Genomic DNA, 25,131 nt, shown 5'->3' on the forward strand with positions numbered 1-25,131 from the left:
GGTCTGGCTGCATCGCCCGAGGGCGGCGACGGGCGTACCCGACGCAGTTTCTCGCCTCTGTCGAGGGATGCGATCGATGCAGCCGCTAGGGCGGCGGTGACCTGCGCTCCGTCGGGTGCGTCTGCGAGATCGGCTCGGCAGCGCCAAGGTCAATACCGAATCCAGGCGTCGGCTGCTTCTGTCCGATCGTGTTGCGCAAGTTGCCGATACCCTCGACGCCCGGCTCGACCACGTCGCCAGGACGGATCCAGCGGTTGAGTTCGAGGCCGCATCCTCGCGCGACGGTGCCGCTGCCGATGACATCGCCGGGCTGGAGCGGTTGGTAGGCGGACAGGGTGGAGATGACTTCAGCGAAGCTGAACAGCATCTAGCCGAGGGTGCCGCTCTGGCGCTCATCATCGGCATGAGCGTCTTTCTCTGTCGTGGTGCCATCAGGGGTGCCTGTTTCGGTGGTGATGCATTCTCCGGTCTCGACATCGCAGTACCCGGAGAGTTCGGCAGGGATGATTTCGGTGATGTTGATGTTCATTGGTCGCTCCATGCTTGGTTGATTGCGTTGGTGTATCCGCCGGTGTCGGTGGAGCCGGGGATCGCGATGCGGCCGTCGAAGACGGCGTACGGCACGCCGGTGATGCCGAGTTCGCGGGCTTGCGTCTCGTCGGCACGGACTGCGTCGGCGTATTCGTTGCTTGAGAGGACTGCTTCGACGCGGTTTCGGGGGATGCCGAGTTGGGTGGCCGTGTCGGTGAGGACGGCGTGGTCGTACACGTTGGCGTGGCCGCTGAATTGTGCTCGTTGGAGAACGCCGAGCAGTTGGTCAGCGAGTCCGAGGGTGTCGGCGAGATGAAGGACTCGATGCACGTCGAAGCTGTTGGCCAGTACCCGATCGCCGGTGTAGGGCAATCCTTCCTGGTGGGCGATGGCAGCGACCTTGTCCTCCATGCGCGCAGCGTCAGCGGGGGACAGGCTGTACTTGGCGGCGAGAAGCTCGAGGTTTGGCTTTGCTTCCTGCGACATGTGTGGGTCGAGTTCGAAGGAGTGGACCTTGACGGTGATGGCTTCGGCGTGCGGGGAGGCTGCGATGGCCTGGTCCAGCCGGTTCTTGCCGATGTAGCACCACGGGCAGGCGAGATCACCCCAGACATCAATCTGGAGCCGCTTGTCCGTTGAGGCTTTCGCGGTCGTGTGCGTTTGCGGTGAGGTGGTCATGTGAGGATTTCCTTTCGGCATGGGGATGAGGGCGCAGTTCCGGGCCACCTGTCGGCGCGGGCTGTGTCAGTTGGTGGCCGGCTCGGGGGCTGGCGGGGCAGGCACGGGCTTGGGTTTGGCCGGGAGCAGCGTGGCGATGAGGACTGAGGCGAGGCTGACCGCGGCGGTGATGACGAAGACGGTGCGGTAGCCGTGGACCACACCGGCAGCCGCGCTGAGCCCGTGGTGGTGGGCGGCGTCGGATGCTGCGATGGTGACCAGGATCGCGAGTCCGATCGCTCCGCCGACCTGACGTGACATGTTGACCAGTCCCGAGGCGAGACCGGCGTGTTGGCGGTCGATCCCGATCGTGGCAGCCGCGACGATCGGCACGAACATCAGACTCATCCCGGCCCCGGCGATCAGCAGCGGTCCCAGCACATGGGCCGTGTAGTCAGAGTGGACGGAGATTCTCGACAGCCACGCCATGCCTATGGCGGCGAGCACGCCGCCGACGATGAGCAGCATTCGCGGGCCGAAGATCGGCACCATCTTTTGGCTGGCGATCGCACCGATCGCCGTCACGATCGTCATGGGTACCAGGGTCAGCCCGGTGTGGATGGCGCTGCAGCCGAGAATCTGCTCCTCGTAGAGAGACAGGAAGTAGACGACGGCGGTCAACGTCACGCCGAGAGTTGCGAACAGGACGTTGGCGATGCTGAGTGGACGATGGCGAAAGATGCTGAACGGGACCAGCGGCGCAGCGGTGCGTGTCTCGATCGCCACGAAGGCCACCAGCAGCACGATGGCGGCGGCCAGGGTTGCGATCACGCGCGCTGACCCCCAGCCGCTTGTGCTCGCGTCCGACAGGCCGTAAACGAGTGCGGCCACCCCGAGAGTCGCCGTCACCGCGCCGGGAATGTCGAGACGACGCCAGTTACTGTCCGCCACGGAAGGAAGCAAGCTGACGGCGGACGCGAGCAGCAGGGCGACGCCGACCGGCACGTTGAGCAGTAGCACGTACCGCCAGCCCAGCGCAGAGGTGAGGACACCTCCAAGCACCAGGCCGGCCGCGCCGCCGATCGAGGCCGCGGCCGACCACAGGCCCAGCGCGCGGGTCCGGTGATGGTTCTCCATCGGGGTGGTGATGATCAGGCTGATGGTCGAGGGCGTCATCGCGGCAGCACCGAGCCCCATTACGAAGCGGGCCGCGAGCAGCCATCCACTGTCCTGGGCCAGCCCGGCGGTCAGGCTGGAGAGCGTGAAGATCACCAGCCCGGTTTGAAAGACGTTCTTTTGCCCGAAGAGATCCCCGGCTCGGGCGGAGAGCAACAGGAACCCTCCGTAGGTCACGAGGAAGCCGTTGATGACCCACTGCTGGCCGGTGATGGACAGCCCGAGCGCCCGATGTATGCCCGGTAGAGCGACGGTCACGATCGTGGTGTTCATCACCAGGACGAACTGAGTCGTGCAGGCGATGGCGACGATCACCCAGACCGGCACCCGGAGCTTCGGGGGGGCGGCGGGCTCAGCGGATTTCAGGCTGGTCATCGGGTTTTCTTTCGTAAGTAGAGGCTAGTTACTTGTTGTGCGTCACCACATCGTCTGTTATCTTTGCGTCATGCACAAGAAGGCACATTCATGTCAGTAGGGCACATCGGGACGCCCACCCCACTTGTGCTCAACGAGGACTGCCCGACCCGCGAGGTTCTCGACCGGGTGGGTGACAAGTGGAGCGTTCTGGTCATCGTCCTTCTCGGCCAGCGCACCCACCGCTTCAACGAGCTGCACCGCACGATCGAGGGCATCAGCCAGCGCATGCTCACGCTCACGGTCCGCGCCCTGGAGCGCGATGGGCTGGTCAACCGCACCATCTACCCCACGGTCCCACCCCGCGTCGACTACGAACTCACAGAACTCGGCAGGACACTGCTCGTCCCGCTCGAAGCCCTGAACACTTGGGCCAACTCCCACCGCGACGACATCCGAGCGGCGCGCGAACGACACGATGCCGAGACGGCGGACCGCACTGTCCAGGCAAGCGGTTGATCGCGATGCGCCTGCCGCTCTCTCGACAGCGGCAGGCGGGCCAACACCGAGGGGGACGCGGACGGTAATTCCACGCGGTCCCAGCGTCCGGTGATGTTTAGCGCGCTGATTCAGCCGGTTCGTTGCGTCAACGTCACGACCCTCCTGCGGCCACCCGGCCGGATCGTCACCGCTCGCTCCACCAGCACTCGCCGAATCGTCTGATCGGCCACCCCGAAGTGTTGACCGACGTTGTGCACCGTCCACCCTTCCCCGTACAGACGGACCGCCTCGTCAATCTGCGCCTCGGTCACGACCGGCCGAGTCTTGCCCGCATGAGCAACGTGCCGGGCGACCGTCGTGCGATGAAGCTCGTAGGTCTTCGCCAGCTCGCAGACACGAGCACCGGCCTCATACTCTGCGATCAACGCCTCAAACGCGGCCGGGGCGAGCCGCCGCTGTGCTTGCCGAAGCACCCGCACGTTCGGACCCCGCGCATCCTCAAACACCGTCACCGGCGGCTCCTGAGCCACCTCGGCCCCCTTCCCGACCCGACGAAGTAGCCGCCTGACCAGGGATTTTGCAGACGGCCAAGAGTTTGAGAACTCTCTACGTAGGTCCACTGCAAGCGTCCTACTCCTACCCGTTGTCATCATTGACGGGGATGCGGGTAGGACGCTTTTTGTATGCCGCTGATCGCCGGCCGGTGCCAGCGAACAGTCGTGGTTCCGCGGAATGATTCAGGGCACCGCGGGTGGCCTTGCCGTCGTCATACCTCAAGAAGCGAGTCGCGGCAGGTGGCAAGCAGCGCCAGGAGCCGGGTGAGATCACGGCCGGTGAGGTCACTGGTCATCGTCGACACGACTGCGGCAACCTCGCCGCGTGCCTGACCGACCAGCGCCGCGGCGGTCGTGCTGAGGGATGTGGCCCGCTCGCGTCGGGGGCCAGGGTCGTCGGAGCGTTCGACGAGTCCGCGCCGTTCAAGCCCTTGGAGAAGCACGTTCATGGCCTGGCGTGAGACGAAGGCGCGGCGCGCAAGTTCGGACCCGGTGATGCCGGGGGTGTCATGGAGGGCTTGGAGACAGGCGTATTGCGGCACGCTCAAACCGAGAGGACGCAGCGCTTCGTCCATGCGCTGATGCAGGATCGACTGGGTGGCCTTGATCAGTACACCCAACTCCTCCTGCGGATTCAGCGACCTGTCGTTCATGTCAACAGCTTGACAGACAATGGTTGAGTGTCAAATTATTGACACTCAACCATCACATGACCGGAGTAATTCGATGACTGCTACGACTGGACCCGACTTTGTTTCGTTCCAGGTGCGCAATGTGAAAACGTCCGCACGGTTCTACGAGGAAACGATCGGGCTCACGCGACTCCCTGCCCCGAACCCGGCCGCGGCGGTGTTCTCCGCCGGCGGCGTGGCGTTCGCGGTTCGCGAACCGCTCCCCGGTGTGGATCTTGACGCGATCAGCCAACTCGGCGCGGGCGTCGGCGTGTGGTTTCACAACGAGGACGCGACCGGGCTGCACGCGCGGCTGACAGAGCTGGGAGTAGCGATCGTGGCTGAGCCGACGGAGGGTCCGTTCGGAGTGCAGTTCTCCTTCCGTGACCCGGACGGTTACGTCGTCACGGTCCACTCCAAGGCGTAACACCGCTGTGACCTGGCTCGTCGTGACGTTCTCGGTGACGGGACCGGATTGCTCCTAGAGATCGGACAGTGGGGCACGACGGATCGGCTGGAACTCGACGACGGTGTGAGAAGCGAGTCCGGCCGTTGCGAACGGGTCGCGCGCGACGATGGCACGGATGACCTCCGCGGGATGGTCCCCAGTGAGAATCACCCCACCGGTGCGAGGCGTCTTAGGGCCGGAGGCCACGAAGACCCTTGCTGCGTATTGCTCGTCGAGCCAGGCGTTGTGGTCGGGCAGCGCTGCGTCGATCCGATCAAGGGATGCCGTGTAGTCGATGAGGATGACGAACATGACCTCGACGCTACGGACGAGACGCTGGGCCGAGAAGGACCAGATCACCCACGGTCCTATAGGTTCTGTCCTATGGGTCAGACCGATGCCGTCGACCAGATCTCGGTCCTGCACCTGCGTTACTTCCTCGCGGTCGTCGAAGAAGGCTCGGTGCGGGCGGCGGCTGACCGGCTCCGAATCGCGCAACCAAGTCTGAGCCAGCAGATCGGACGCCTCGAACGACGTCTGGGGATGCGCCTCTTCCACCGGCATCCCGCTGGTATGACGCCCACCCACGACGGCGAACAGATCGCCGCCGTGGCTCGCACGTTCATGGCCGGCTTGTGCAGTGACAAAGCAGGCCAACGTCCCGTGTCGCGTGTGAGTGTGCCCCGAGGAACAGAAGGACGAGTCCTCGGTCTGCTGCTCGACCGATTCGGTGACGGCGTGCAGTTCGTTCGCATCGACAGTGCTCGCGCGGCGCGTGCCCTTGCCCGTGGCGACGTGGAGGCGGCTCTGGTGCGGCATCCCCTCCCTCGCCTTGCAGCGGATTGTGAGGTGCTCGAGGTGTATGACGCACCGCTCGGCGTCGTCGCATCCGCAGAGCATCCGCTCGCGACCCGCCAGGAACTGGACTGGGTCCACCTTCGCGACCAGCGGCTGCTGTGGTTCGACGAACAGCGAGCGCCCGAGTTCGCCCAATGGCTCCTCGGTGTATGCCGCGAGCGGGGTTGGGATCCGCTGTTGTACGTCATGGATCCTGCGGGCAGCGGACTGGTGGATGATGCGCTCGCGCGCTCCTCGGATCTTGTCGCTCTTCGGCCTCGGCCGGACTCCACCGGACCGGCGATCACCTGGATACCGTTGACGGAGCCGCCGATCGAGCGCTACCTGCTCATCGGTCGGAAGCCGGTGGCACGTCGCTAGCAACCGAATCCGGTCAGCCCGAATCCGGTCAGTGCGTCGGTATCAAGCCTGTCGTGGACAGTGCCATCCCGGCGATCGCGCACCCGGCCAGCAGGACCAGCGGATGCAGACGGCGCACGAAGCTCAGGCCCGCGACTGCACCACTCATCACCAGCAGCAGCCATCTGATGTCCGTGGTCTGGATGATCACTGCCGCGCCGCCCGCCACGAGACCGGCGCTGACCGGGACGATGGCCGTTTGCAGGCGCTTTCGCCAAGGGCGGTCCGCGAAGCGATCCCAGCGGCCGGCGACGAAATAGGCGAGCGTCGAGGACGGCACGAACTTGCCGATGCTCACAGCCACGACGCCCGCGACACCGGCAACATGCCACCCGATGAGCGGGACGATCATCAGGTTCGGTCCCGGGGCGGCCTGCGAGAGAGCGAACATCTGGGAGAACTGCGCATTGGTGACCCAGTGGAACTGATGCACCACCAGCGTGTGCATCTGCGGCAGCACGGCGTTGCCGCCGCCGAACGACAGCACCGACAGTTCACCGAAGGCCAGCACGAGCCAGATCAGCTCTCTCATCGCGACTGCTCCGGTCGCACCATTAGCAGGGCGACCGCGGTGCCTGCGACCAGCACGATCGGCAACGAAATGCCCAGCAGCCAGATGGCGGCGAGCACTGCCAGGGCGACCACGGCTGCTTGCGGCTTCGCACGCAATGCCAGCAGCAGCCGGACGGCGACTCCACCGACCAGACCGGAGGCTCCCGCTGCCAATCCCCACATCGCCGCATGAACCAGCGGCTGCGTGTCGAATGCTGAATACACCGTCCACGCCATGATCACCAACAGCGTCGGCACCGCCAGCAGCCCACCGGCGGCACACACTGCACCGGCACGACCGTGGAACCGGCGACCGATGACGACCGACAGATTGACGACGTTGCCGCCCGGCAGGAATTGGCACAGCGCCAACAGCTGGGCGAATTCTGCGGCATCGAGCCAGCCTCTGCGCTCGACGATCATCCGGCGGCTCAGTGGGAGTACGCCACCGAATCCAGTCGCGCCCAGTACCAGGAAGCCAGTGAACAACTGCCCTTTGGTCGGGGTCTCCACCTCGTTCGTCATGTCAGTCCCTCCACCCACATATCTTCACGTCAAGATAATAATATCTCGATATCAAGATAGTTTTCAAAACGACCCGGGTGCGGCCGCATGGGGTGACGGCCCGCGGCATACAACGCGGAGCTGAGACGCTGGGGTCTGAACTCGCGTTGGTGGTCAATCAGCCTGCCGTCGTCATCGTCCGCCACACCGCCGCGAACTCGACGAGACGCGTCGCTGCTGGGTTCACGATGGCATACAACGCGGACGTTCGGGCGATCGAGGTGACCGACGTGCTGCCGCGGTTCAGGGGTGATCGGCACCCGACACGTACGCGGCCTTGAGGCTGCGCGCCGCGTGCACGTGCCGGGGCCGGTGCGCGAGGACGATCGGAAGGGGTGGGATGCCGTCCACGTCGAGATCGTGGCCTTGCACGGTCGCTCGAGGCAGGACGGTTGCCCCCAGGCCTGCCCGCACGGCACCGATGATCGCGTCGACGGAGTTCAACTCGGTGAAAGTGGCTGACCAGCCGCGTTGTTCGGCGATGCTGCGCAATCTGTCGGCGCAGACGCAGCCGTCACCGAATCCGAAAAGTTGGGTCACCGGCCGACGGATGCGCGCTCGGGCGAGGACGAGTGGCAGGCGGTCCAGGCGCAGCAACTGCAGGTCGGTGAGATCGCCGTTGTCGGCGACGATCGCGACGTCGAGCTCGTCGGACCGCAGCGCCGAGATGAGTTCGGCGGACGTGCCTGTGCTGAGTCGTATGCCGGTGGCCGGCATGGCGCTTCCGAGGTGGGCGAGCAACGGGGCCAGCGACGTGGCAGCGACGATTTCGATCGCGCCGAGGCGCAACGACTCCGGCTCGGCGGCTTCGGTCGTCGCGGCCACTGCTTGCTCGGCGAGGTCGTTGATCTGAGCCGCGAAGGGCAGCAGTCGTGCTCCGGCATCGGTGAGTTGCACACCGCGGGAAAGGCGCTCGAAAAGCGTTACGCCCAAGGATTTTTCGAGGCCCGCCAGGCGTGTGGACAACGCCGATTGGGTCATGCCGAGCCGGCCGGCGGCTCCGGAGATCGAACCGGTCTGCGCGACGATGCGAAACGCGGTCAAGCCTTTGAGATCCATGTCATCCATCGTATTGATAGATGCCTGCCCATCGATGAATCCGATATCGATCGACGGGCGGTCTCCGTAGGCTGGTCCGGGTGATCGACGATGTGCGTGGACGCCACGACACCGGTTCTGTGACGGGATCCGTCCTGCGGATCGTGTTCGAGGAGTACGGCGATCGCGGGTCACCGACCGTGGTCCTGTTGCATGGCTGGCCCGATGACGTGCACACCTGGGACGCAGTCGTGCCCGCACTCGTCGAGGCTGGAATGCATGTGGTGGTGCCCTACCTGCGGGGTTTCGGGCCGACCCGATTCCTGCACGACGACACGATGCGGTCCGGTCAGCTGACGGCGCTCGCTGCCGACGTCCGCGACCTGATGGACGGCCTCGGCATCGACGAGTTCATGGTGGTGGGGCACGACTGGGGCGCGCGGGCGGCATACATCTCGGCTGCCGTGTGGCCGGAGCGGGTGCGCGCATGCGTGGCGTTGTCGGTCGGGTGGGGTACGAATTCTCCGGATCAGAAGCTGAGTCTGGAGCAAGCCCAGAACTATTGGTATCACTGGCTTTTCGGACTTCCCCGCGGAGCCGATCTGGTGCGTGAACACCGCGAGGAGTTGACCGGGTACATCTGGCGGATCTGGAATCCTGAGGCCGACGACACAGTGCTGCACGCAGACTTCGAGGTCACCAAGGCTTCGTTCGACAATCCGGACTGGGCCGACGTGACGCTGCATTCGTATCGATCGCGCTGGGGTTTGGCGCCTTTTGATCCCGCGTATGCGGAGCTGGAGGATGCCGTCCAGCGGGCGAGCGCGATCGCGGTGCCGACGTTGGTGCTGCACGGCGCGGACGACCCCTGCAACGCGCCGACCACCTCAGCCGGCCGGGACGACCTGTTCTCCGGTGGGTACCGCCGCGTCATACTGCCCGGTGCCGGGCACTTTCCGCAGCGGACTGCACCCGAGGCCGTATGCCGCGAGCTCGTGCCTTTTCTCACCGGATCCCGGGGTTGATCGTGGTCAGCTGCCGGACTTGCCGGTGATCTTGACGTTTTTGTAGCCCATGACCAGGACCAGCACGCCCAGGCCGGCGAGTCCGGCGACGACGGTCAGTCCGATCAATGCCGCGCTGGGTGTTCCGGAGCGCCTGCCCAGGTCGTCGAGGCAGAAGATGCAGCCGGCGATGACGATGCAGAAGGCGATCGCGAATGCCAGACGGACCGGCGGATCGAGCATGACCGGGTCGCTCAGTTCGGCGCCGCCGCTGATGGCTGCGGCCGACACCGCGCTGCTGATCGCCTTCGCCGTGGCCTCCGGCGTGCTTTCGCTTCGCAGAGCCGTCCCGACGACGGATTTCGCTTGCGCGACGGTGAGTGGACTGTTCAAGGCGACGTGATCGACGAGTTTGGTTTCGTCCGAGTCGTTTTCGGTCATCACCCGTTGCAGGGCATCGGGCGACAGTGCGCTGGAGGAAGCGGGCGGAACGGTCAGCCGCTTGAACCGGTCGACGGGATCTTCGGCGAATTTCACGGACGTGCTCCTTCGCGATGGGCCGGTTGGCCCGGGATGACGACGATCGCGTCGAGCAACGTCATACTCGCGGATCGCTGCAACGCGCAAGGTGTTGCGGGGAGGTCCGGTCGCGTCGCCAGACATGACCTGGCAGTAGATGTCGTTATACGCGTCGGATAACGGCGGTTGATGACAGGTCAGCGGGGCGAGCGCCGCGTATCCGGCTGTCCACTGACGCGCGGCGCCATACTGGCGCGATGGGGGATCCATGGGGGCGTGACCAACCGGCGGCTGACGTCGAGATCGGCGAGTTGCCCGAGCGACTCGTGCGGTTGGCGCAGGTGCAGGCGACGGGAGTGCCGCTGACGCGTGTCGACCCGTATGCCCAAGGATTCCCCCAGCCCGAGGAACTCCCCGAGGTGCGGGCGCTGATGCGCGACGGCTGGCGACCACTCAGCAGTGCGCCGCTGTACTGCCTGCTGCCCGCCGCGTGGCCACCGGAGCATCGCACCTGGGTGCCCGATCGGCTGCCGACGGTGTGGATATCGGGCACCACCGGCGAGTACGAGGGCCGGATCTTCGTGGCGCCGGACGATCGGCTGGGCGACGACGGGCCCGAGGAGTCGGCGAAAGCCGCGGCCCACGATGCGGGTCTGCCGGGTCCGCCCCGCGGCCGGATCTGGTTGGTCCGCTCGCCGTGGCCACGGATACCTGTCGAGGTCATTTACTCGATCGTCTGGTGCGTCGTCGATCAGGCGAATCCGGAGGATCAGATCGGCGAGTTCTACCGTGCTGCTACGGAGGTGCTGAGGTGGAACGAGGAGCGCGCGTTGCGCGAGTGCCCACCCGACATACGTGCGCTGCTGGATGCTTGGACGGCGAGCGGCCGCACCGGTGAGGACACAAGTACAGTCGTCGAATTGCTCTTGACACCAACCACTCTCAGTGATGCGCAGAATCGCACGGGGCTTGACGAGGCGACTCTGCTCGCCTGGCTCACTGCACTGCACGGCATGTATGACGATGCGACACTCGAGGCGATCCGTCGTTGGAACGACCTCGGCCTGCCGGGAAATCCACCGCCTGAGCCGCGGCGATTCATGCGGCGGAATTTCGACGAACTCAAGGCCTTCGTCGACGGGGGGTTCGACCTGTATGCCGCGGACCGTCTCGAATACGCCGGTGTCGAGAAGGCGCTGCTGTGGCGCGAGGCGGGCTTCGACGAGGCCGACACCTACGAGCTGTTGCGGTCGGATCCCGATCTCACTCCGGAGGAGGCCCGGGCGTTCGACACTCTCGAAGTTGATGCGGATCTCGATGCTGGTCGGCGCCGGAGGCGTCGCAGCGAGTGGATTTACTACGGCTTCTCGGCGGCTGAGGCTGGGGCGTGGGCGGGCGCGGCTCTGTCGCCATACCAGGCTCGGCTCTGGCGCGCCCACGGTTGGCAACCCGGCGATGTGCCTCGCGGGCGACGGTTCCCGCCGCAGTTCGTTGAGGAGGGAGGATATGTGGCGGGATTCGTGGATCCCAGAACTGGCGAACGGATGAACTCGAGCTGGGACGAGATCGCCGACCCGCCGGGCACTCGTGGCCGTAACGCCCGTCGCCGGCGAGGTGACCCGGACCCGTGGATCAACTCCGATTGATGTGGATCAGCGAAAGTCGTGGTCCGGGCGGATGGACGAGGGCGGCCGCAGCGTATCGCGGTGACCTGGCAGATGTGGTCGCTATGGGTCCGATAACGGCGGTTGGTGACAGGTAAGCGGCGGAGGGCGCTGGCGCAGCAACCCGCCAGGTCGGAGCGCTGCGCGGTTTCCCGGGACCTGCCGCATTCGATCGGGTGGAGTCCACCACCCACACGTCGTCATCGACGACCTGGTGCGTGAGCCAAGTTCGGTGATCAGCCACGCCATCGTGCTCGCGAGTTTCCGGATCAGCGCCGACTCTGGACACCCTCATCCTCAGATCACAGCCGCCACACCGGCAACACCCTTTTGAATCATCCCCAGGGTCGTCATCAGCGTCGTATTACGACAACTGGTGCCAGGTCGACGACGGTCGCTGCCGCTGCTGGGCCTGTTCATCCACTGGTCCGGCCCGAAACGCTGCCCGCGGAGGGGCCGGATGGGACCAGGACAGCCGCTGCGACGCCAACAGCCATGAACACGGCGAGGGCGACGAAGGAAACGACAAAGCCGTGGAGCGTCGGCATGCCGTTGGTGACGCTGCTTGAGATGAGGGTGGCAACCACCTGGGTTCCCGCGGCACCGCCTACGAAGCGGATCACGCTGTTCATCCCGCTCACCTCGCCGACGTTTCGGCCGGGAACGGAGTGGACGACGACGGTGAACAGGGTCGCCAAGACGACGCCGAATCCGGCTCCGGCCAAGGTGAGGCTGATCATCATGTCGTAAGGGTGGCTGTTCCACAGCGCCATGAACCCGAATCCCACACCGGCCAAAGCCGAGCCACCGACGAGAGCGTGGCGCGGACTGAACGCCTTGGCGGCATGCCGCGCCAGCGAGCTCCCGATGCCCATGGCGACCACCAGTGGCAGCAGGTACAAGCCGATCTCCATCAGGGAGGCGCCATAGGAAAATCCGGTTGATGCCGGCAATTGGGCGAAGACCGGGTAGGCGGCGAAAGCGCCGTACATGCCGGCGCCTGCCATCAGGGCGAAGACGTTGGTGGTCCAGACGGCACGCTGCCGCGTGAGGCTCATGTTGATGACAGGGTTCTTGCTCTGCAGCTCCGCGATCACCCAGATGACGCCCACGACCGATCCACCGACGAGGAGTCCCAGTGTCTTGGCGGATGACCACCCCCATTGGTTACCTTCGCTGATTCCGAACACGACCGCTGTAATTGCAATCATCATCAAGGCGGCATTGGCCCAGTTGATCGTGCCCCCGGTCCTCACCTGAGACTCTCTGACGTAGAGCCACGTGCCGAGCAGGGCAAACAGGGTGAGGATCAGTGGGATCCAGAACAGCCAGTGCCAGCTGGCGTGCGGGATGAGCAGCCCCGGGAGGAGGACTCCAGCGCTGCCGACGCTGATGGTGCCCGTCAAGGCGGCAATGCCGCCCGGAACCCGCTCCTGGGGTAGCTCGTCGCGGACGATTCCGAACGCAAGCGGAAACAGTCCGCCCGCTGCTCCCTGCAGCGCTCGGCCGACGATCTCGAGCGCCAGCGAGCTGGAGACGGCCGAGATCAGAATTCCGACGGCCAGGATGGCCAGCGTGATCAGCAGGATGCGGCGTTTGCCGTACATGTCGCCGAGTCGGCCGAGAAGGGCCGTCGAGCCGGCACCGGAAAGAAAGAAGGCCGTCAGCAGCCAGGTCACGCCGGACTCGGTGGTGTGCAGCGTGGATTCGAAGAACGGCAGTGCGGGGACGAGAACCGACGCCAGTACTCCGTAGGCAAGGGCTCCCAGAAGCAGCGATCCTAGAATGAGTCTGGAATGGGCGGGCGGGGTGTTCGACGGCGGCCCCTGCAGGGTTTCGCCGGCTTTCATCGTTGAGGTCATAGATCGAGCATGATTCTCGATGTAATGGCGCGCTACTGGTTGCGCGTCGGATTATGCCAATGCGCCGCCAGGGCTCCGAACGTCTGACGGATCGGCCGTCTCCGGGTCGGCGATCGCCTGCTGATAGCGGCCCGGTGTCTGTCCGACGAGCGTGGTGAAGGCGCTGATGAAGCTGGTGGGATTTGCCCATCCGAGACGAACCGAGATCTCGGTTACCGATTTGCCGTCGCTGAGATCGATCAAAGCGCGCTGGATGCGTAGCAGGGTGCGCCATTGATAGAAGCTCATTCTGAGCTCGTTGCTGAACAGCCTGCTGAGGGTCCGGGCGCTGACGCCCGTGGCGTGGCCGAGCTCTGCAAGCGTCGCCGGATTTCCAGGTTCTTCATGCAAGAGGTCCGTGACTGCCTTCAGTCGGTCGTCGCTCGGCTCCGGCAGACGCAGAGGCTCCTCGGCGGCAGCGGCCAGTTCTTCCGCCATAACGGCCCAGAGCAGGGTCACCCTCGCCGCTCGGGCTTGCGTCCCTTCGGTTTTCAGCAGCGCGAGGTACGCCTCGCGCAGCAATGGGGTCACAGCAAAGACTGATGGCTGTTCCGGCAGCTGCGGGTACAGGCTCGACGGGACCTGCAGCAGGCCGACGTTCGTCTCGCCGTAAGCTCGTCGGCTGTGCTCGAAGTGCGGCGGCACCCAGGTGACTCGGCTCGCTGGTGCCATCCACGTGCCGGCCTTCGTGAAGGTGACAAGCGCCCCCGACGCAGCGTAGGCCAAGTGTCCGAAGTCATGAGCGTGGGCAGCGACAACGTCGCCATGGCTCAGCGGACCACAGGTCGAGGCGACAAACGTTGCCTCCGTATCGCAGGCTGCCATATCGCCGACGATAGTGGACGAGTCTCGGAGGTTCGCCTCGTCGAGCCCGCGCTCAGCGACGCTGAGCTGGCAGTAGTTGTCGCTATCGACGGTAGGTAACGACACTTGGTGACAGCTCGGCGGCGGAGAGTCGAGGCCGGCGCGTCGGTGAACGCACCAACTCCGCGTGGGACGAGATCCTTGACCCGCCGGGCACGTGCGGCCGTCACCCGCACGGCCGTCAGGAGCGCGGCTGTCACACGGCTGCCGTCACCCGCGCCGCCGGCGAGCGGAGACGGTGGCGGTCGATCGCGATGCCCGATCTGGGCGCACGCGAATCGACCTGGCAGCCGGTGTCGTCATCCCGCGCGGATAACGACAACGTCTGCCAGGTCAACCGGAGGTGGGGCCGAGTCACGCCGGCACGCGGCTCACTCAGGAGACCGGGGTCAGTTCGACGCCGCTCCTTCGCTGCGTGCTCGGCCGGGTGAGGCTGGTGCCTTCGACGTCGAGGTCGGGCAGGATGCGGTCCAGCCACCGCGGCATCCACCAGGCGTGCCGACCGAGCAGCGCGAGCACCGCCGGGACGAAGACCATCCGCACGACGAAGACGTCGAGGATCACGCCGAGCGCGAGCGCGAAGGCAATGACCTGAGTGGTCGGGTCACTGCCGAACGAGCCGCCGCCAAAGACGCTGATCATGATCGCCCCGGCCGCGATGACGACGCCGGCCGCCGCCGCGAATCCCCGCGTCAGGGCCTGACGCGGCGCGACTCCGTGCGCCACGTGCTCGCGCATTCCCGAGACGAGGAACATCTCGTAGTCCATGGAGAGACCGAAGAGCACACCCGTGACGATCACCGGCAGGAAGCACAGCAGCGGTGACGGGGTCAGGTGCAGCAGACCGGCGCCCCAGCCCCACTGAGCCATCGCGGTGACCCCGCCGAGCGTCGCGAGCAGACTGAGCACGAATCCCGCGGTTGCCTTCAGCGGCACCAGGATCGAGCGGAAGACCACCATCAGCAACAGGAACGCCAATCCGACGATCAGCCCCAGGTACATCGGGAAAGCAGCCATCACCTTCGCGGAGATGTCGATGTCGACGGCCGTGTTGCCGGTGGTCTCCACCTGCGGCGCGCCAGGCAGATCGGCTGTCGTCGTGGAGGATCGGAGCGTTGTGACCAGGTTGATGGTCGCCTGGTCGCTCGGCCCGGATGACGGCAGCACGGTGGCGAGCACGGTGTCGCCCTTGACACCGGTCACGAAGACCTCGGCCACGTCGGCGATGCCCTTGAGCCGGTGAGTGAGGGCGGTCGCATCGGCGCTGGTGGCCGCCGACGGATACGTGGCGAGCACCTCCAGCGGACCGTTGATGCCCTCGCCGAATCCCTCTGCGCGCAGGTCATAGGCCTGCCGGGCGGCGGTTGACGCGGCATACTGCCCGTCGTTGGTGAGTGAGGTCCGCATCGACAGCGCCGGTATGGCGATCGCGCCGAGGACGACCACCGCCGTGACGAGCGCGGCCATCGGTCGGCGGGTCATGAGCGAGACCCAGCGGGCGGCGATCCGACCCGGCGCGGCCTTCGTGGGTCGGGTGGGGTCGGCCATCCGGCGACGAGCGCGGCGGCTGAGCACACGAGGGCCGATCAGGCGCAAGAGCGCCGGTGTCAGCGTCAGCGACATGAGCATGGCAACCAGGACGGCGAAGGCACCGGCCAGTCCCATCTGGGTGAGGAACTGGATGCGGATCACGGCGAGTCCGGCCAGCGCGATGATCACGGTGGCGGCCGCGAAGACCACGGCGGATCCGGCGGTGCCCGTTGCGAGGGCGATGGAGTCGCGGACGTCCATGCCGTCCTTCACCTGTCGCCGATGCCGGTTGACGATGAACAGCGAGTAGTCGATGCCCGTGGCCAGACCCAGCAGTGTCGCCAGGACCGTCGCGATCGAGTTGAGTGATACCAAAGACGTTGCCAGATGGACAGATTCGAGGCTGACGCCGAGCCCGATCACGGAGGTGAGCAGCGGAAGGCCTGCGGCATACAGCGCTCCGAAGGTGATGAGGAGCACCACGAATCCCACCAGCAGCGAGATGCCCTCGGTGTTGCCGCCATCCGGCACGGGCACGAGTTCGGAGCTGGCCACGATCCGCAGGTGCGGGTCGGAGGTCTGTGCGGATGTGATTGCCGAGGTGACCTGGGTCGACACGTTCGCCTGGTTGGTCAGGCCGACGCTGATGAAGCCGATGCGTCCGTCCGGTGAGATGGTCCTGGGCGAAGTGGTGAACGGGTCGGCCGCGCTGGTCACACCGTGGAACGACGCGACGGTGTGCGTCAGGTGTCCGATCGTCGCGGCGTCCTGTGCGGTGAGGTGCTGACCCTCGGGTGCGGCGAAGACGATCTCCCCGGTGGTGCTGCTGCCACCGAACTCGGCGTTGACCTTGTTCAGCGTCGAGATCGACGACAGTCCGCTCACCGAATAGGTGTCGGTCATCGGCTTGCCCAGTGCGCCTGCGGCCACCACCACTCCGGCGAGCACCAGCACCCACGTGGCGATCACCCGCCACGGATGCCGGCTGCTGCCTCGGCCGATCCTGCTCAACCACGCTGCCATGACCGATTCCCTTCGTCGATGTCGGAGCCTTTGTCAGCACCGGATTTCATCGTTTCGGGGGACGGCTGCCGCGACGACCGACCGTGGGTGGAGCGCGGGTGGAGCTGTGCGCAGCGTCATCCACCCGGCGGATCGACCCACCGGTGGAGATCGCGGAAGGTGGTCCATCGCGTGCGGCGTCGGTGAGTCGCCACTTCGCGTTGAGCTGGCGGAAGGTGGCGTTATGCGTGTCGGACAACGACGTCGAGTGCCAGGTCAACCGAGAAAGTGCGCCCGCCTGGGCGGCCCCAGACGTAAGAAAGACTTGACTCAGTCCAAAATACCCGAAAGGGTGACACCCATGACCACGTCGACGGAGGCGGCGACGCCGTTCAACGGCAGCCCGCGATTTCGAAGCCACCCGCGCTTCGAGGACACGCTGCGTCGGGCCGGGTTGCGGGTCACGCGGCCGCGGACCCAGGTGCTGATCGCGGTCGAAGAACTTCCGCATGCCGACGGTGGTCGGATCCACGAGCGGGTCCGCGCCGTGTTGCCGTCGGTGTCCCGCCAAGCGGTCTACGACTGTCTCAACACCTTCGCCGAGACCGGCATCGTGCGACGCATCGAGCCCGCCGGATCCAGCGCCCGTTACGAGTTGCGCACTGGCGACAACCACCACCACCTGGTATGCCGCACCTGCGGTGTGGTCGTCGACGTCGACTGCGCGGTCGGCGAGGCGCCCTGCCTGACCGCCGCCGAGAGCCACGGCTTCGCGATCGACGAGGCCGAGGTCATCTACTGGGGTCTGTGCCCGGATTGCACCACCTGAGTTTCCACACCATCCACAACCACGCAACGACAGACGAAGGGACCGGTATGTCCACTGACGAGACCACCAAGATCGAGGGAATGAACGACGACTCCCCCGCCGACGAGGCCGGCAAGTGCCCCGTCATGCACGAACTCGTGCCGCCCACCAAGGGCGACGCCAACCAGCAGTGGTGGCCGGACCGTCTCAACCTGAAGATCCTGGCCAAGAACCCCGCCGTCGCGAACCCGCTCGGTGACGACTTCGACTACGCCGCAGCCTTCGAGGCGCTCGACCTGGCCGAGGTCAAGAGCGACATCGCCCAGGTGCTGACCACCTCCCAGGACTGGTGGCCGGCGGACTTCGGTCACTACGGCCCGCTGATGATCCGGATGGCCTGGCACAGCGCCGGCACCTACCGGATCCAGGACGGTCGCGGCGGCGCCGGCACCGGTCAGCAGCGCTTCGCACCGCTCAACAGCTGGCCCGACAACGGCAACCTGGACAAGGCGCGCCGACTGCTGTGGCCGGTCAAGAAGAAGTACGGCAAGGCGCTGTCATGGGCGGACCTGATCGTGCTCACCGGCAACGTGGCGCTGGAGACCATGGGCCTGCAGACCTTCGGCTTCGGCGGCGGTCGTGTCGACGCCTGGGAGCCGGACGACGACGTCTACTGGGGCCCCGAAACCACCTGGCTCGGCGACGAGCGCTACACCGGCAAACGTGATCTGGAGAACCCGCTCGCGGCTGTCCAGATGGGCCTGATCTACGTCAACCCCGAAGGCCCCAACGGCAACCCGGACCCGGCAGCAGCGGCATACGACATCCGCGACACCTTCAAGCGGATGGCCATGAACGACGAGGAGACCGTCGCACTCATCGCGGGTGGTCACACCTTCGGCAAGACGCACGGTGCCGCCAACCCCGACGAGTATGTCGGGCGTGAGCCCGAGGCCGCGCCGATCGACCAGTCCGGCCTCGGTTGGAAGAACAGCTTCGGCAGCGGCAAGGGTCGCGACGCGATCACCAGTGGCCTCGAGGTCACCTGGAGCCAGACCCCGACGCAGTGGAGCAACAACTTCTTCGACAACCTCTTCGGTTTCGAGTGGGAGCTCACCAAGAGCCCGGCGGGTGCGAACCAGTGGCAGCCCAAGGGCGGCGCCGGCGCCAGCACCGTGCCGGACCCGGAGACCGGTGAGCTGTTGCGCCCGCCGACCATGCTGACCACCGACCTCGCGCTGCGTGTCGACCCGGCATACGAGCGCATCTCGCGTCGCTTCCATGAGAACCCGGCCGAGTTCGCAGACGCCTTTGCTCGTGCGTGGTTCAAGCTGACCCACCGCGACATGGGACCGATCGAGCGTTACCTCGGCCCGGAAGTGCCGACCGAAGAGCTGATCTGGCAGGACCCGGTGCCCGCCGTCAACCACCCGCTGGTCGATGCTGCCGACGTCGCCGCGCTCAAGGCCAAGATCCGCGAAACCGGCCTGAGCACAGCCAAACTCGTGTCCGCGGCCTGGGCCTCGGCATCGACCTTCCGTGGTGGCGACAAGCGCGGCGGCACCAACGGTGCGCGCGTTCGCCTCGAGCCGCAGAAGGGCTGGGCGGCCAACGACCCGGTCGATCTCGCCGAGGTGTTGCGCCACCTGGAGTCGATCCAGCAGGAGTTCAACGCTTCCGCCGCCGGCGGCAAGAAGATCTCGATCGCCGACCTGATCGTGCTCGCCGGAGGCGTTGGCGTCGAGGCCGGTGCAGCCGCTGCGGGAGTCACCGTCGAGGTGCCGTTCACCCCCGGCCGCACCGATGCGACGGCCGAGCAGACCGACGTCGAGTCGTTCGAATACCTGGAACCGCGCGCCGACGGCTTCCGCAACTACGAGCGTCGCGACAACACGCTGCCCGCGGAGCACCTGCTCGTCGATCGCGCCAACCAATTGACCCTCAGCGCTCCCGAGATGACCGTGCTGGTCGGCGGTCTACGCGTGCTGGGCGCCAACAGCGGAGGCTCGCAGACGGGGGTCTTCACCGACCGCGTGGGCACGCTGAGCAATGACTACTTCGTCAACCTGCTCGACCTCGACACCACCTGGTCGGCGATCGATGGCAGTGACGACTACCAGGGCAGCTTCGCCGGTGGTCGCCAGTGGCGCGGCAGCCGGGCGGACCTCGTGTTCAGCTCGAATGCCGAATTGCGTGTCGTGGCAGAGGTGTACGCCAGCGACGACGCTCAGGAGAAGTTCGTGCGTGACTTCGTCGCCGCCTTCGCCAAGGTGATGGAGCTGGGCCGCTACGACCGCCAGAAGTAGTCGCCGTCCTGCGACGCTGCACCTGATGGAGGTGTGGCCGCGGTAGCGCGGTGCGTCAGAAATTGGCGGGTGCGTGCGAGGTTGCTGGTCAGGCGCGAAGCGACTGTTCAGCAACCTCGCACGCACGCACCGGCGAGATGTTCAGCAGGGGCCCGGCCGGCGTCAGCCGGCCGGGCCCCTGCTGCGTCATACGTGCGCGGTGAAACCGTGGTGTAGCCACGGTGAAACCGGATGGGCGCAGACTCGAAGGCATGAACACCACTACTGCTCCCATCGGTCTGGTGACCGCCGTGGACACCCCACCCACCGGTTTTGCGGTCGAAACCTCAGCAATCACAAAACGATTCGGCGATTTCGTGGCTGTCGATCGCATCGACCTCGTCGTTCCCAAGGGTCAGGTCTTCGGCATCCTCGGGCCCAACGGCGCAGGTAAGACCACCCTGTTGCGCATGCTCGCAACCCTGCTGCCGATCGACGGCGGCACCGCGCACATCTTCGGCGAGGACGTCGCTGCGCACCCGCACGTGATCCGCCAGCTGATCGGTCTGACCGGGCAATACGCGTCGGTCGACGAGGAGCTCACCGGCACCGAGAACCTGCGGTTGTTCGCCCGGTTGCAAGGCATGCCGCGCAAAGCCGCTGCCGAGACCGCCACCGACCTGCTGGAGCGCTTCGGTCTGCAGGATGCCGCAGGCAAGCCGTTGTCGACCTTCTCCGGCGGCATGCGCCGACGCCTCGACCTGGCGGCCAGTCTGATCAGCCGGCCGCCGCTGATCTTCCTGGACGAGCCGACGACCGGTCTGGACCCACGCACCCGCGGCCAGATGTGGCAGACGATTCGCGAATTGGTAGCCGGGGGCTGCACGGTGCTGCTCACGACGCAATACCTCGATGAGGCCGACCAGCTCGCCGACCGCATTGCCGTGATCGACCACGGCCACAAGGTCGCCGAGGGCACGCCCGATGAGTTGAAGACGCAGATCGGCACGGCGACCCTGCAGGTCGGACTGGCCGACGAGGGCGACCTGGCTCGCGCGGCGGATGTCATCGCCCAGGTGCTCGGCGAGGAACCCTCGCTGTCGCCGGAGCGCTCCCGGATCACCGTGCCGCTGCCGCTGGCGGACCGCGCCACCGACGTGCTGCTCGCGCTGCGCACCGCCCACCTGTCGATCGAGTCGATCGCGGTGCAGAAACCCACCCTCGACGAGGTCTTCCTGACCCTGACCGGCGACGGCGTCGACACCACCGATGGTCAGGAGGCCACCGCATGAGCACGCTCACCCTGACCGACCCGCGCGACCTGTCCCGGCACGTCAGCCTGCGGCATACGTTCTCGCAGATCCTGTCGATGGCCGGCCGCTCGCTGATCAAGATGCGACGCAACCCGGAGCAGTTGTTCGACGTGGTCTTCCAGCCGATCCTGTTCACGCTGATGTTCGCCTACGTCTTCGGGGGCGCGATCTCGGGCAGCACGCACAGATACCTGCCGCTGATCATCCCGGGAATCCTGGCCCAGACCGTCCTGACGGCGTGTATGGCGACCGGCACCCAGCTGCGCGAAGACATGGACAAGGGCGTCTTCGACCGCTTCAAGTCACTGCCGATCTCGCGGCTGGCGCCACTGGCCGGGCCGATGGTCGCCGACCTGGTGCGGTACACGATCGCGGTCACGCTGACCATCCTGATGGGCCTGGTCATGGGCTACCGACCGCACGGCGGTGTCGGCGGCGTCGTCGGCGCGGGCTTGCTGCTCATCTTCGCCGGCTGGTCACTGGCGTGGGCGTTCACCTGGTTGGGGACGATCGCCAAGTCTGCGCGCGCCGTGCAGGGCTACTCGATGATGGTGATGTTCCCGTTGACGTTCTTGTCGAACGCCTACGTCCCGACCACCTCCATGCCGACGTGGCTGCAGGACTTCGTCAAGGTCAACCCGGTGTCGCACATCGTCTCGGCGGCGCGCGATCTGATGAACCAGGGCGCGGTCACCGCGGAGGTCGGTTGGGCACTCGTCGGTTGTGTCGCGGTCATTGCGATCTTCGCGCCGCTGTCGCTGGTGAGCTACCGCCGCAAGATCTGAAGGCGCTGGTCGAGGGCGCTCTGCCACGACTCGATCCAGCTGCCGTCGTCCCACTCCCGCTCGAGCTGCGCGCGCGCCCGGTCCATCGCACCGGGCGCGCGTTGCTGTGCAAAGTCGCTGCCGCGAGTCCAGTCCATCGACGGGTAGGCCTGGTTGTAGCCCGCGCGGTGGGCGAGCACGAGCAGGGTCGCACCGGTCAGCGCGTCCGAGTCGTCGCGCGCGAGCAGCCACAGACCGAACGCGAAGGTGATGGCGCCCAGCGCCGGCAGGTCCAGTTGCGCCGGGAGGTCCGCAACAGCCAGCCGCAGCAGGTCGGCGCACTCCTGCGCCAGGTCGGCGGCGTCCGGGTCGTCCGGGCTGTGCCACGCATAGGTCGTCAGATTCGCTGCCAGGATGCCCAGGAGCCACGGGTTGCGATGGTCTTCGGTGGCGAAACCTTCCAGGTGTATGCCGCGGACCCGCCTGAGCGCGAGTCGTTGCAGTTCAAGGGCTTTGGGCAGGTCGCCCTTGGCGGCGGCGATCTCGGCGAGCGCCTGGTCGACGACCCGGTTGTTCGGCGCCTCCTGCGAGGCCAGCAGCAACTCGTTGTCGATCTGCTGCAGCACCTGTTCCGAGCCGCTCACATCACCGGCGTCGAGACGGCCGAGCGCGATGGTCAGCAGCGCCATGGCCGCGTCATAGTCGGCATGCAGCCGGCGCATCGGGCTGATCGCCGTCGCCGCATCACGGGCGGCCTCCTCTCGGCGGCCGCTTTGCACGAGCAGACCGGAGCGCTCGCCATACAGCTCGGCCGTCGCCCAGGGACCGTCGAGATCCGGGTCGAGTTCGGCGAGGGCGCGATCGAGCAGGGAGAGGGCCTCGGTGGTGCGACCGGCATTCTCGAACAGGTGGGCCAGCCAGCGGGTCGCCGCGCGCCGCACCCACGGCGACTCGTCGGCGGCCAGGTCGGTCAGCGCCCCCTCAGCCGCTTGCTGGCCGGCTGTCTCGGTGAGCGCCATCGCGGCCGAAGCCCGCAGCGAGCCCGAGATCGCGGGGTCGTCGCCCGGTCCGAGTTCGCGCAACCGGTTGGTGACGGCCGGGTCGGTGGTGCGACTCAGGAACGAGCTGATGATCTGGATCCAGTCCAGCAGAACTCGCTGGCTGTCCAGGGAGTGCGGATCGGTGACCACCGGATCGACGGCGATGCGGGTCATCGCCTCGCGCCGGGCGAAACCCATCGGGATGCGCGAGGTGACCTGCCACAGCCACAGCAGCATCCGGCAGATGTCGACCGCAGCCTCGATGTCACCAGAGTCAACCGAATCATCAAGCACCGCAGTGAGATTGACTTCTTCATCCCAGAGCTTGTCGACGACGTCGACCTGAGTGCTGCCGTGCACTCGGTCGGCCAGGTCGCGGCACAGGGCCTGCGCCCACCGGCGAAGCGCCGCACGTAGGACATCCGTGTCGCCCGCTTCGGCGAGACGGTCGCGGCCGAACTCACGGACGGTCTCGAGCATGCGATAGCGCACCCGGCCGGCGCCGTCGGACTCATAGGTTTGCAAGAGGGAGTGATCCAGGAGCGTCTCGACCGCCGTGAGGCCATCCGCATCTGGTGAGGTATGACGCAGCAGCACTTCCGCATCGCTGAGGTCGAATCCGTCTGGGAAGACCGACAATTCACGCAACGCCCGCTGCGCAGACAGGTCGAGCATCTGCCACGACCAGTCGATGACCGCGTGCAGCGTCTGATGGCGCTGCGGAGCATCGCGGATGTTGCCGCGCAGCAAGGCAAATCGCTGGTCGAGGCGGTCGCGGATGTCGGCGACGGACATCACTCGCGTGCGGGCAGCGGCCAACTCGATGGCGAGCGGAAGGCCGTCGAGTCGGTCGCACACCTGCGCGACGGTGTCGGAATCCAGCGTGATGCCGGGGCGGGCAGCGGTCGCTCGATCGGTGAACAGCTGCACCGCCTGTTCCCCGGACAACTGTGCGAGCGGGTAGAGGTGTTCGGCGTGGATCGCCAGCGGCATACGTGAGGTGGTCAGCACGGCCAGATCGGGGAGTTGGGCGACGAGCGGACCCACCAGCGCGGCTACCGCCTCGATGATCTGCTCACAGTTGTCAAGCACGAGAAGCGTTGGTGCCACCGCTAACTGGGTGACGATGCGAGCGCGCGGGTCGGTCACCTGATGGCGGTCGGAGACCTTGTCACGTGCACCGATCGCGGCCAGCACCGTCGGCTCGAGGTCGTCGGCCTGGGTGACGCCGACGAGCTCGATGAAGTGCACGACAGGTTGCCTGGCTCGCGCGGCGACCAGGTGCGCGATGCGGGTCTTGCCCAGGCCACCCGGCCCCAGGATCGTCGTCACCTGCCGAGTCGCGACCGCCGCGGTGAGCGCCTGCAGGTCGTCGTCGCGCCCGATGAAGCTGGTGCCGTCGGTGCGGACGCCCTGCTGCACCGGGTCGTCGCTGGCCAGCAGTTCACGGTGCAGTCGCTGCAGTGCCGGTGACGGGTCACCACCGGTGCGTTCGGCGACCGTATGACGGTGACGCTCGTATCGCTCGGCCGCGTCAGCCAGGCGCCCCGCTGCGGCCAGGCTGCGCAGGTAGTCGACCAGGACGTCGTCCTCCGGCAGCGCCGCTTCGGCGAACGGCGCCAACAGTTCGACCGCCTGTTGGTGGTGGCCAAGGCGGCTGAGTGCACGCCCGTGCAAGGCCCGGCAGTCGGTGACGGCGGCGGCGACGCGGTCACGGATCTCGGCCAGCGCGTCATCGACCTCGGACGGCCTGGTGGCGGCGGGCAGGTCGGCTGCGAGGCGGTGCACGGTGGCCCAATCGCCTTGTCGTGCAGCGGTTTTCATGGCGGTGCAGGCGTCCAGGGTGGCCAGGGCATCGACATCCGTGCGTGCCAGACCGAGGCTGTAGCCACCTGCGGTGTGCTCGACCACCTGTGCGGAGCTCTGCTTGCGCACCCGCGACACCAGCACCTGCAGGGCCTTGCGCGCATCAGCCGGCGAGGCCTCGCGCCATACGTCGGCAATGAGGTCCTCGGGCGAGACGGTGCGGCCCTCGGCCAGCACCAACGCCGCAATCAGGGCGTGGCTGCGGTCGCCGGGGAGCGGAGTGCCGTGCCAGCACACTGACTCCAGAACGGTCAGTGCGGCAGCCACC

Annotated in this window: 24 protein-coding genes; 9 read left to right on the forward strand and 15 right to left on the reverse strand. The window is 66.5% G+C overall.

Going from position 1 to position 25,131, the window contains the following annotated elements:
• Positions 1 to 85: 85 nt before the first annotated feature.
• The 4 genes from BKA23_RS17855 to BKA23_RS13420 form a co-directional block, all read right to left on the reverse strand.
• The gene (locus BKA23_RS17855; RefSeq protein ID WP_211841720.1) at positions 86 to 367 is read right to left on the reverse strand and encodes a fumarylacetoacetate hydrolase family protein; all 282 of its coding nucleotides are present in this window, start codon (positions 365 to 367) and stop codon (positions 86 to 88) included.
• Complete coding sequence (locus tag BKA23_RS17860) at positions 368 to 529, reverse strand: hypothetical protein (RefSeq protein WP_211841721.1); 162 nt, start codon at positions 527 to 529, stop codon at positions 368 to 370. It lies immediately after the preceding gene.
• The gene (locus BKA23_RS13415; RefSeq protein WP_170226524.1) at positions 526 to 1,209 is read right to left on the reverse strand and encodes a DsbA family oxidoreductase; all 684 of its coding nucleotides are present in this window, start codon (positions 1,207 to 1,209) and stop codon (positions 526 to 528) included. The genes BKA23_RS17860 and BKA23_RS13415 overlap by 4 nt, the downstream gene beginning before the upstream one ends.
• A 66-nt stretch (positions 1,210 to 1,275) precedes the next feature.
• Complete coding sequence (locus BKA23_RS13420) at positions 1,276 to 2,739, reverse strand: DHA2 family efflux MFS transporter permease subunit (RefSeq protein WP_145229271.1); 1,464 nt, start codon at positions 2,737 to 2,739, stop codon at positions 1,276 to 1,278.
• A gap of 90 nt (positions 2,740 to 2,829) precedes the next feature.
• Between BKA23_RS13420 and BKA23_RS13425 the strand changes: the two genes are divergently transcribed.
• Positions 2,830 to 3,237 carry a winged helix-turn-helix transcriptional regulator gene (locus BKA23_RS13425; RefSeq protein WP_145229273.1) on the forward strand — a complete coding sequence of 136 codons (408 nt, stop codon included), beginning with the start codon at positions 2,830 to 2,832 and terminating at the stop codon, positions 3,235 to 3,237.
• Between the two features lie 110 nt (positions 3,238 to 3,347).
• On the opposite strand, the gene BKA23_RS13430 is transcribed toward BKA23_RS13425, so the two are convergent.
• Positions 3,348 to 3,731 (reverse strand): helix-turn-helix domain-containing protein, encoded by a 384-nt coding sequence (locus BKA23_RS13430; RefSeq protein ID WP_145229275.1) that lies wholly within the window; start codon positions 3,729 to 3,731, stop codon positions 3,348 to 3,350.
• A 254-nt stretch (positions 3,732 to 3,985) separates the two neighbouring features.
• A complete protein-coding gene (locus tag BKA23_RS13435; RefSeq protein WP_145229277.1) occupies positions 3,986 to 4,426 on the reverse strand; it encodes a MarR family winged helix-turn-helix transcriptional regulator in 441 nt (146 codons plus the stop codon).
• A 73-nt stretch (positions 4,427 to 4,499) separates the two neighbouring features.
• On the opposite strand from BKA23_RS13435, the gene BKA23_RS13440 reads away from it, so the two are divergent.
• Positions 4,500 to 4,871: a VOC family protein gene (locus BKA23_RS13440; RefSeq protein WP_145229280.1), complete on the forward strand. Its 372-nt coding sequence runs from the start codon at positions 4,500 to 4,502 to the stop codon at positions 4,869 to 4,871.
• Positions 4,872 to 4,925: 54 nt separating this feature from the next.
• Here the strand turns inward: BKA23_RS13440 and BKA23_RS13445 are convergent, their stop codons facing one another.
• Positions 4,926 to 5,252, reverse strand: coding sequence for a YciI family protein (locus BKA23_RS13445; RefSeq protein ID WP_211841722.1), 327 nt, complete (start codon positions 5,250 to 5,252; stop codon positions 4,926 to 4,928).
• A gap of 24 nt (positions 5,253 to 5,276) precedes the next feature.
• On the opposite strand from BKA23_RS13445, the gene BKA23_RS13450 reads away from it, so the two are divergent.
• Complete coding sequence (locus tag BKA23_RS13450) at positions 5,277 to 6,110, forward strand: LysR family transcriptional regulator (RefSeq protein ID WP_145229282.1); 834 nt, start codon at positions 5,277 to 5,279, stop codon at positions 6,108 to 6,110.
• Between the two features lie 28 nt (positions 6,111 to 6,138).
• Here BKA23_RS13450 and BKA23_RS13455 read toward each other — a convergent pair whose 3' ends face one another.
• The 3 genes from BKA23_RS13455 to BKA23_RS13465 form a co-directional block, all read right to left on the reverse strand.
• Positions 6,139 to 6,681 (reverse strand): chromate transporter, encoded by a 543-nt coding sequence (locus BKA23_RS13455; RefSeq protein WP_145229284.1) that lies wholly within the window; start codon positions 6,679 to 6,681, stop codon positions 6,139 to 6,141.
• Positions 6,678 to 7,226, reverse strand: a complete 549-nt coding sequence (locus BKA23_RS13460; protein WP_145229285.1) for a chromate transporter — start codon at positions 7,224 to 7,226, stop codon at positions 6,678 to 6,680. The genes BKA23_RS13455 and BKA23_RS13460 overlap by 4 nt, the downstream gene beginning before the upstream one ends.
• A gap of 282 nt (positions 7,227 to 7,508) precedes the next feature.
• Positions 7,509 to 8,324 carry a LysR family transcriptional regulator gene (locus tag BKA23_RS13465; RefSeq protein ID WP_170226525.1) on the reverse strand — a complete coding sequence of 272 codons (816 nt, stop codon included), beginning with the start codon at positions 8,322 to 8,324 and terminating at the stop codon, positions 7,509 to 7,511.
• An 80-nt stretch (positions 8,325 to 8,404) separates the two neighbouring features.
• Here BKA23_RS13465 and BKA23_RS13470 point away from each other — a divergent pair, with 80 nt between their 5' ends.
• Positions 8,405 to 9,328, forward strand: coding sequence for an alpha/beta fold hydrolase (locus BKA23_RS13470; protein ID WP_211841723.1), 924 nt, complete (start codon positions 8,405 to 8,407; stop codon positions 9,326 to 9,328).
• Positions 9,329 to 9,334: 6 nt separating this feature from the next.
• On the opposite strand, the gene BKA23_RS13475 is transcribed toward BKA23_RS13470, so the two are convergent.
• Complete coding sequence (locus BKA23_RS13475) at positions 9,335 to 9,844, reverse strand: hypothetical protein (protein ID WP_145229289.1); 510 nt, start codon at positions 9,842 to 9,844, stop codon at positions 9,335 to 9,337.
• Positions 9,845 to 10,083: 239 nt separating this feature from the next.
• Between BKA23_RS13475 and BKA23_RS13480 the strand changes: the two genes are divergently transcribed.
• A complete protein-coding gene (locus BKA23_RS13480; RefSeq protein ID WP_145229291.1) occupies positions 10,084 to 11,472 on the forward strand; it encodes a DUF5956 family protein in 1,389 nt (462 codons plus the stop codon).
• A 434-nt stretch (positions 11,473 to 11,906) separates the two neighbouring features.
• Here BKA23_RS13480 and BKA23_RS13485 read toward each other — a convergent pair whose 3' ends face one another.
• The 3 genes from BKA23_RS13485 to BKA23_RS13495 form a co-directional block, all read right to left on the reverse strand.
• Complete coding sequence (locus tag BKA23_RS13485; RefSeq protein ID WP_145229293.1) at positions 11,907 to 13,352, reverse strand: MFS transporter; 1,446 nt, start codon at positions 13,350 to 13,352, stop codon at positions 11,907 to 11,909.
• Between the two features lie 51 nt (positions 13,353 to 13,403).
• Entirely contained in the window at positions 13,404 to 14,321 is a 918-nt protein-coding gene (locus tag BKA23_RS13490) for a helix-turn-helix transcriptional regulator (protein ID WP_211841724.1), read from the reverse strand.
• 309 nt (positions 14,322 to 14,630) lie between these two features.
• Positions 14,631 to 16,808: an MMPL family transporter gene (locus BKA23_RS13495; protein ID WP_145229295.1), complete on the reverse strand. Its 2,178-nt coding sequence runs from the start codon at positions 16,806 to 16,808 to the stop codon at positions 14,631 to 14,633.
• 340 nt (positions 16,809 to 17,148) lie between these two features.
• Between BKA23_RS13495 and BKA23_RS13500 the strand changes: the two genes are divergently transcribed.
• The 4 genes from BKA23_RS13500 to BKA23_RS13515 all read left to right on the forward strand — a co-directional run bounded on the left by BKA23_RS13500 (position 17,149) and on the right by BKA23_RS13515 (position 21,978).
• Entirely contained in the window at positions 17,149 to 17,616 is a 468-nt protein-coding gene (locus tag BKA23_RS13500) for a Fur family transcriptional regulator (RefSeq protein WP_145229297.1), read from the forward strand.
• 47 nt (positions 17,617 to 17,663) lie between these two features.
• Complete coding sequence (gene katG / locus BKA23_RS13505) at positions 17,664 to 19,901, forward strand: catalase/peroxidase HPI (protein WP_145229299.1); 2,238 nt, start codon at positions 17,664 to 17,666, stop codon at positions 19,899 to 19,901.
• A gap of 251 nt (positions 19,902 to 20,152) precedes the next feature.
• The gene (locus tag BKA23_RS13510) at positions 20,153 to 21,172 is read left to right on the forward strand and encodes an ATP-binding cassette domain-containing protein (protein WP_145229301.1); all 1,020 of its coding nucleotides are present in this window, start codon (positions 20,153 to 20,155) and stop codon (positions 21,170 to 21,172) included.
• Positions 21,169 to 21,978, forward strand: a complete 810-nt coding sequence (locus BKA23_RS13515; protein ID WP_145229303.1) for an ABC transporter permease — start codon at positions 21,169 to 21,171, stop codon at positions 21,976 to 21,978. Before BKA23_RS13510 ends, BKA23_RS13515 begins: the two co-directional genes overlap by 4 nt.
• On the opposite strand, the gene BKA23_RS13520 is transcribed toward BKA23_RS13515, so the two are convergent.
• Positions 21,960 to 25,130 carry an AfsR/SARP family transcriptional regulator gene (locus BKA23_RS13520; RefSeq protein WP_145229305.1) on the reverse strand — a complete coding sequence of 1,057 codons (3,171 nt, stop codon included), beginning with the start codon at positions 25,128 to 25,130 and terminating at the stop codon, positions 21,960 to 21,962. The two genes, BKA23_RS13515 and BKA23_RS13520, sit on opposite strands and share 19 nt — an antisense overlap.
• Position 25,131 lies beyond the last annotated feature (1 nt).

Source organism: Rudaeicoccus suwonensis (assembly GCF_007829035.1).
GTDB lineage: Bacteria > Actinomycetota > Actinomycetes > Actinomycetales > Dermatophilaceae > Rudaeicoccus > Rudaeicoccus suwonensis.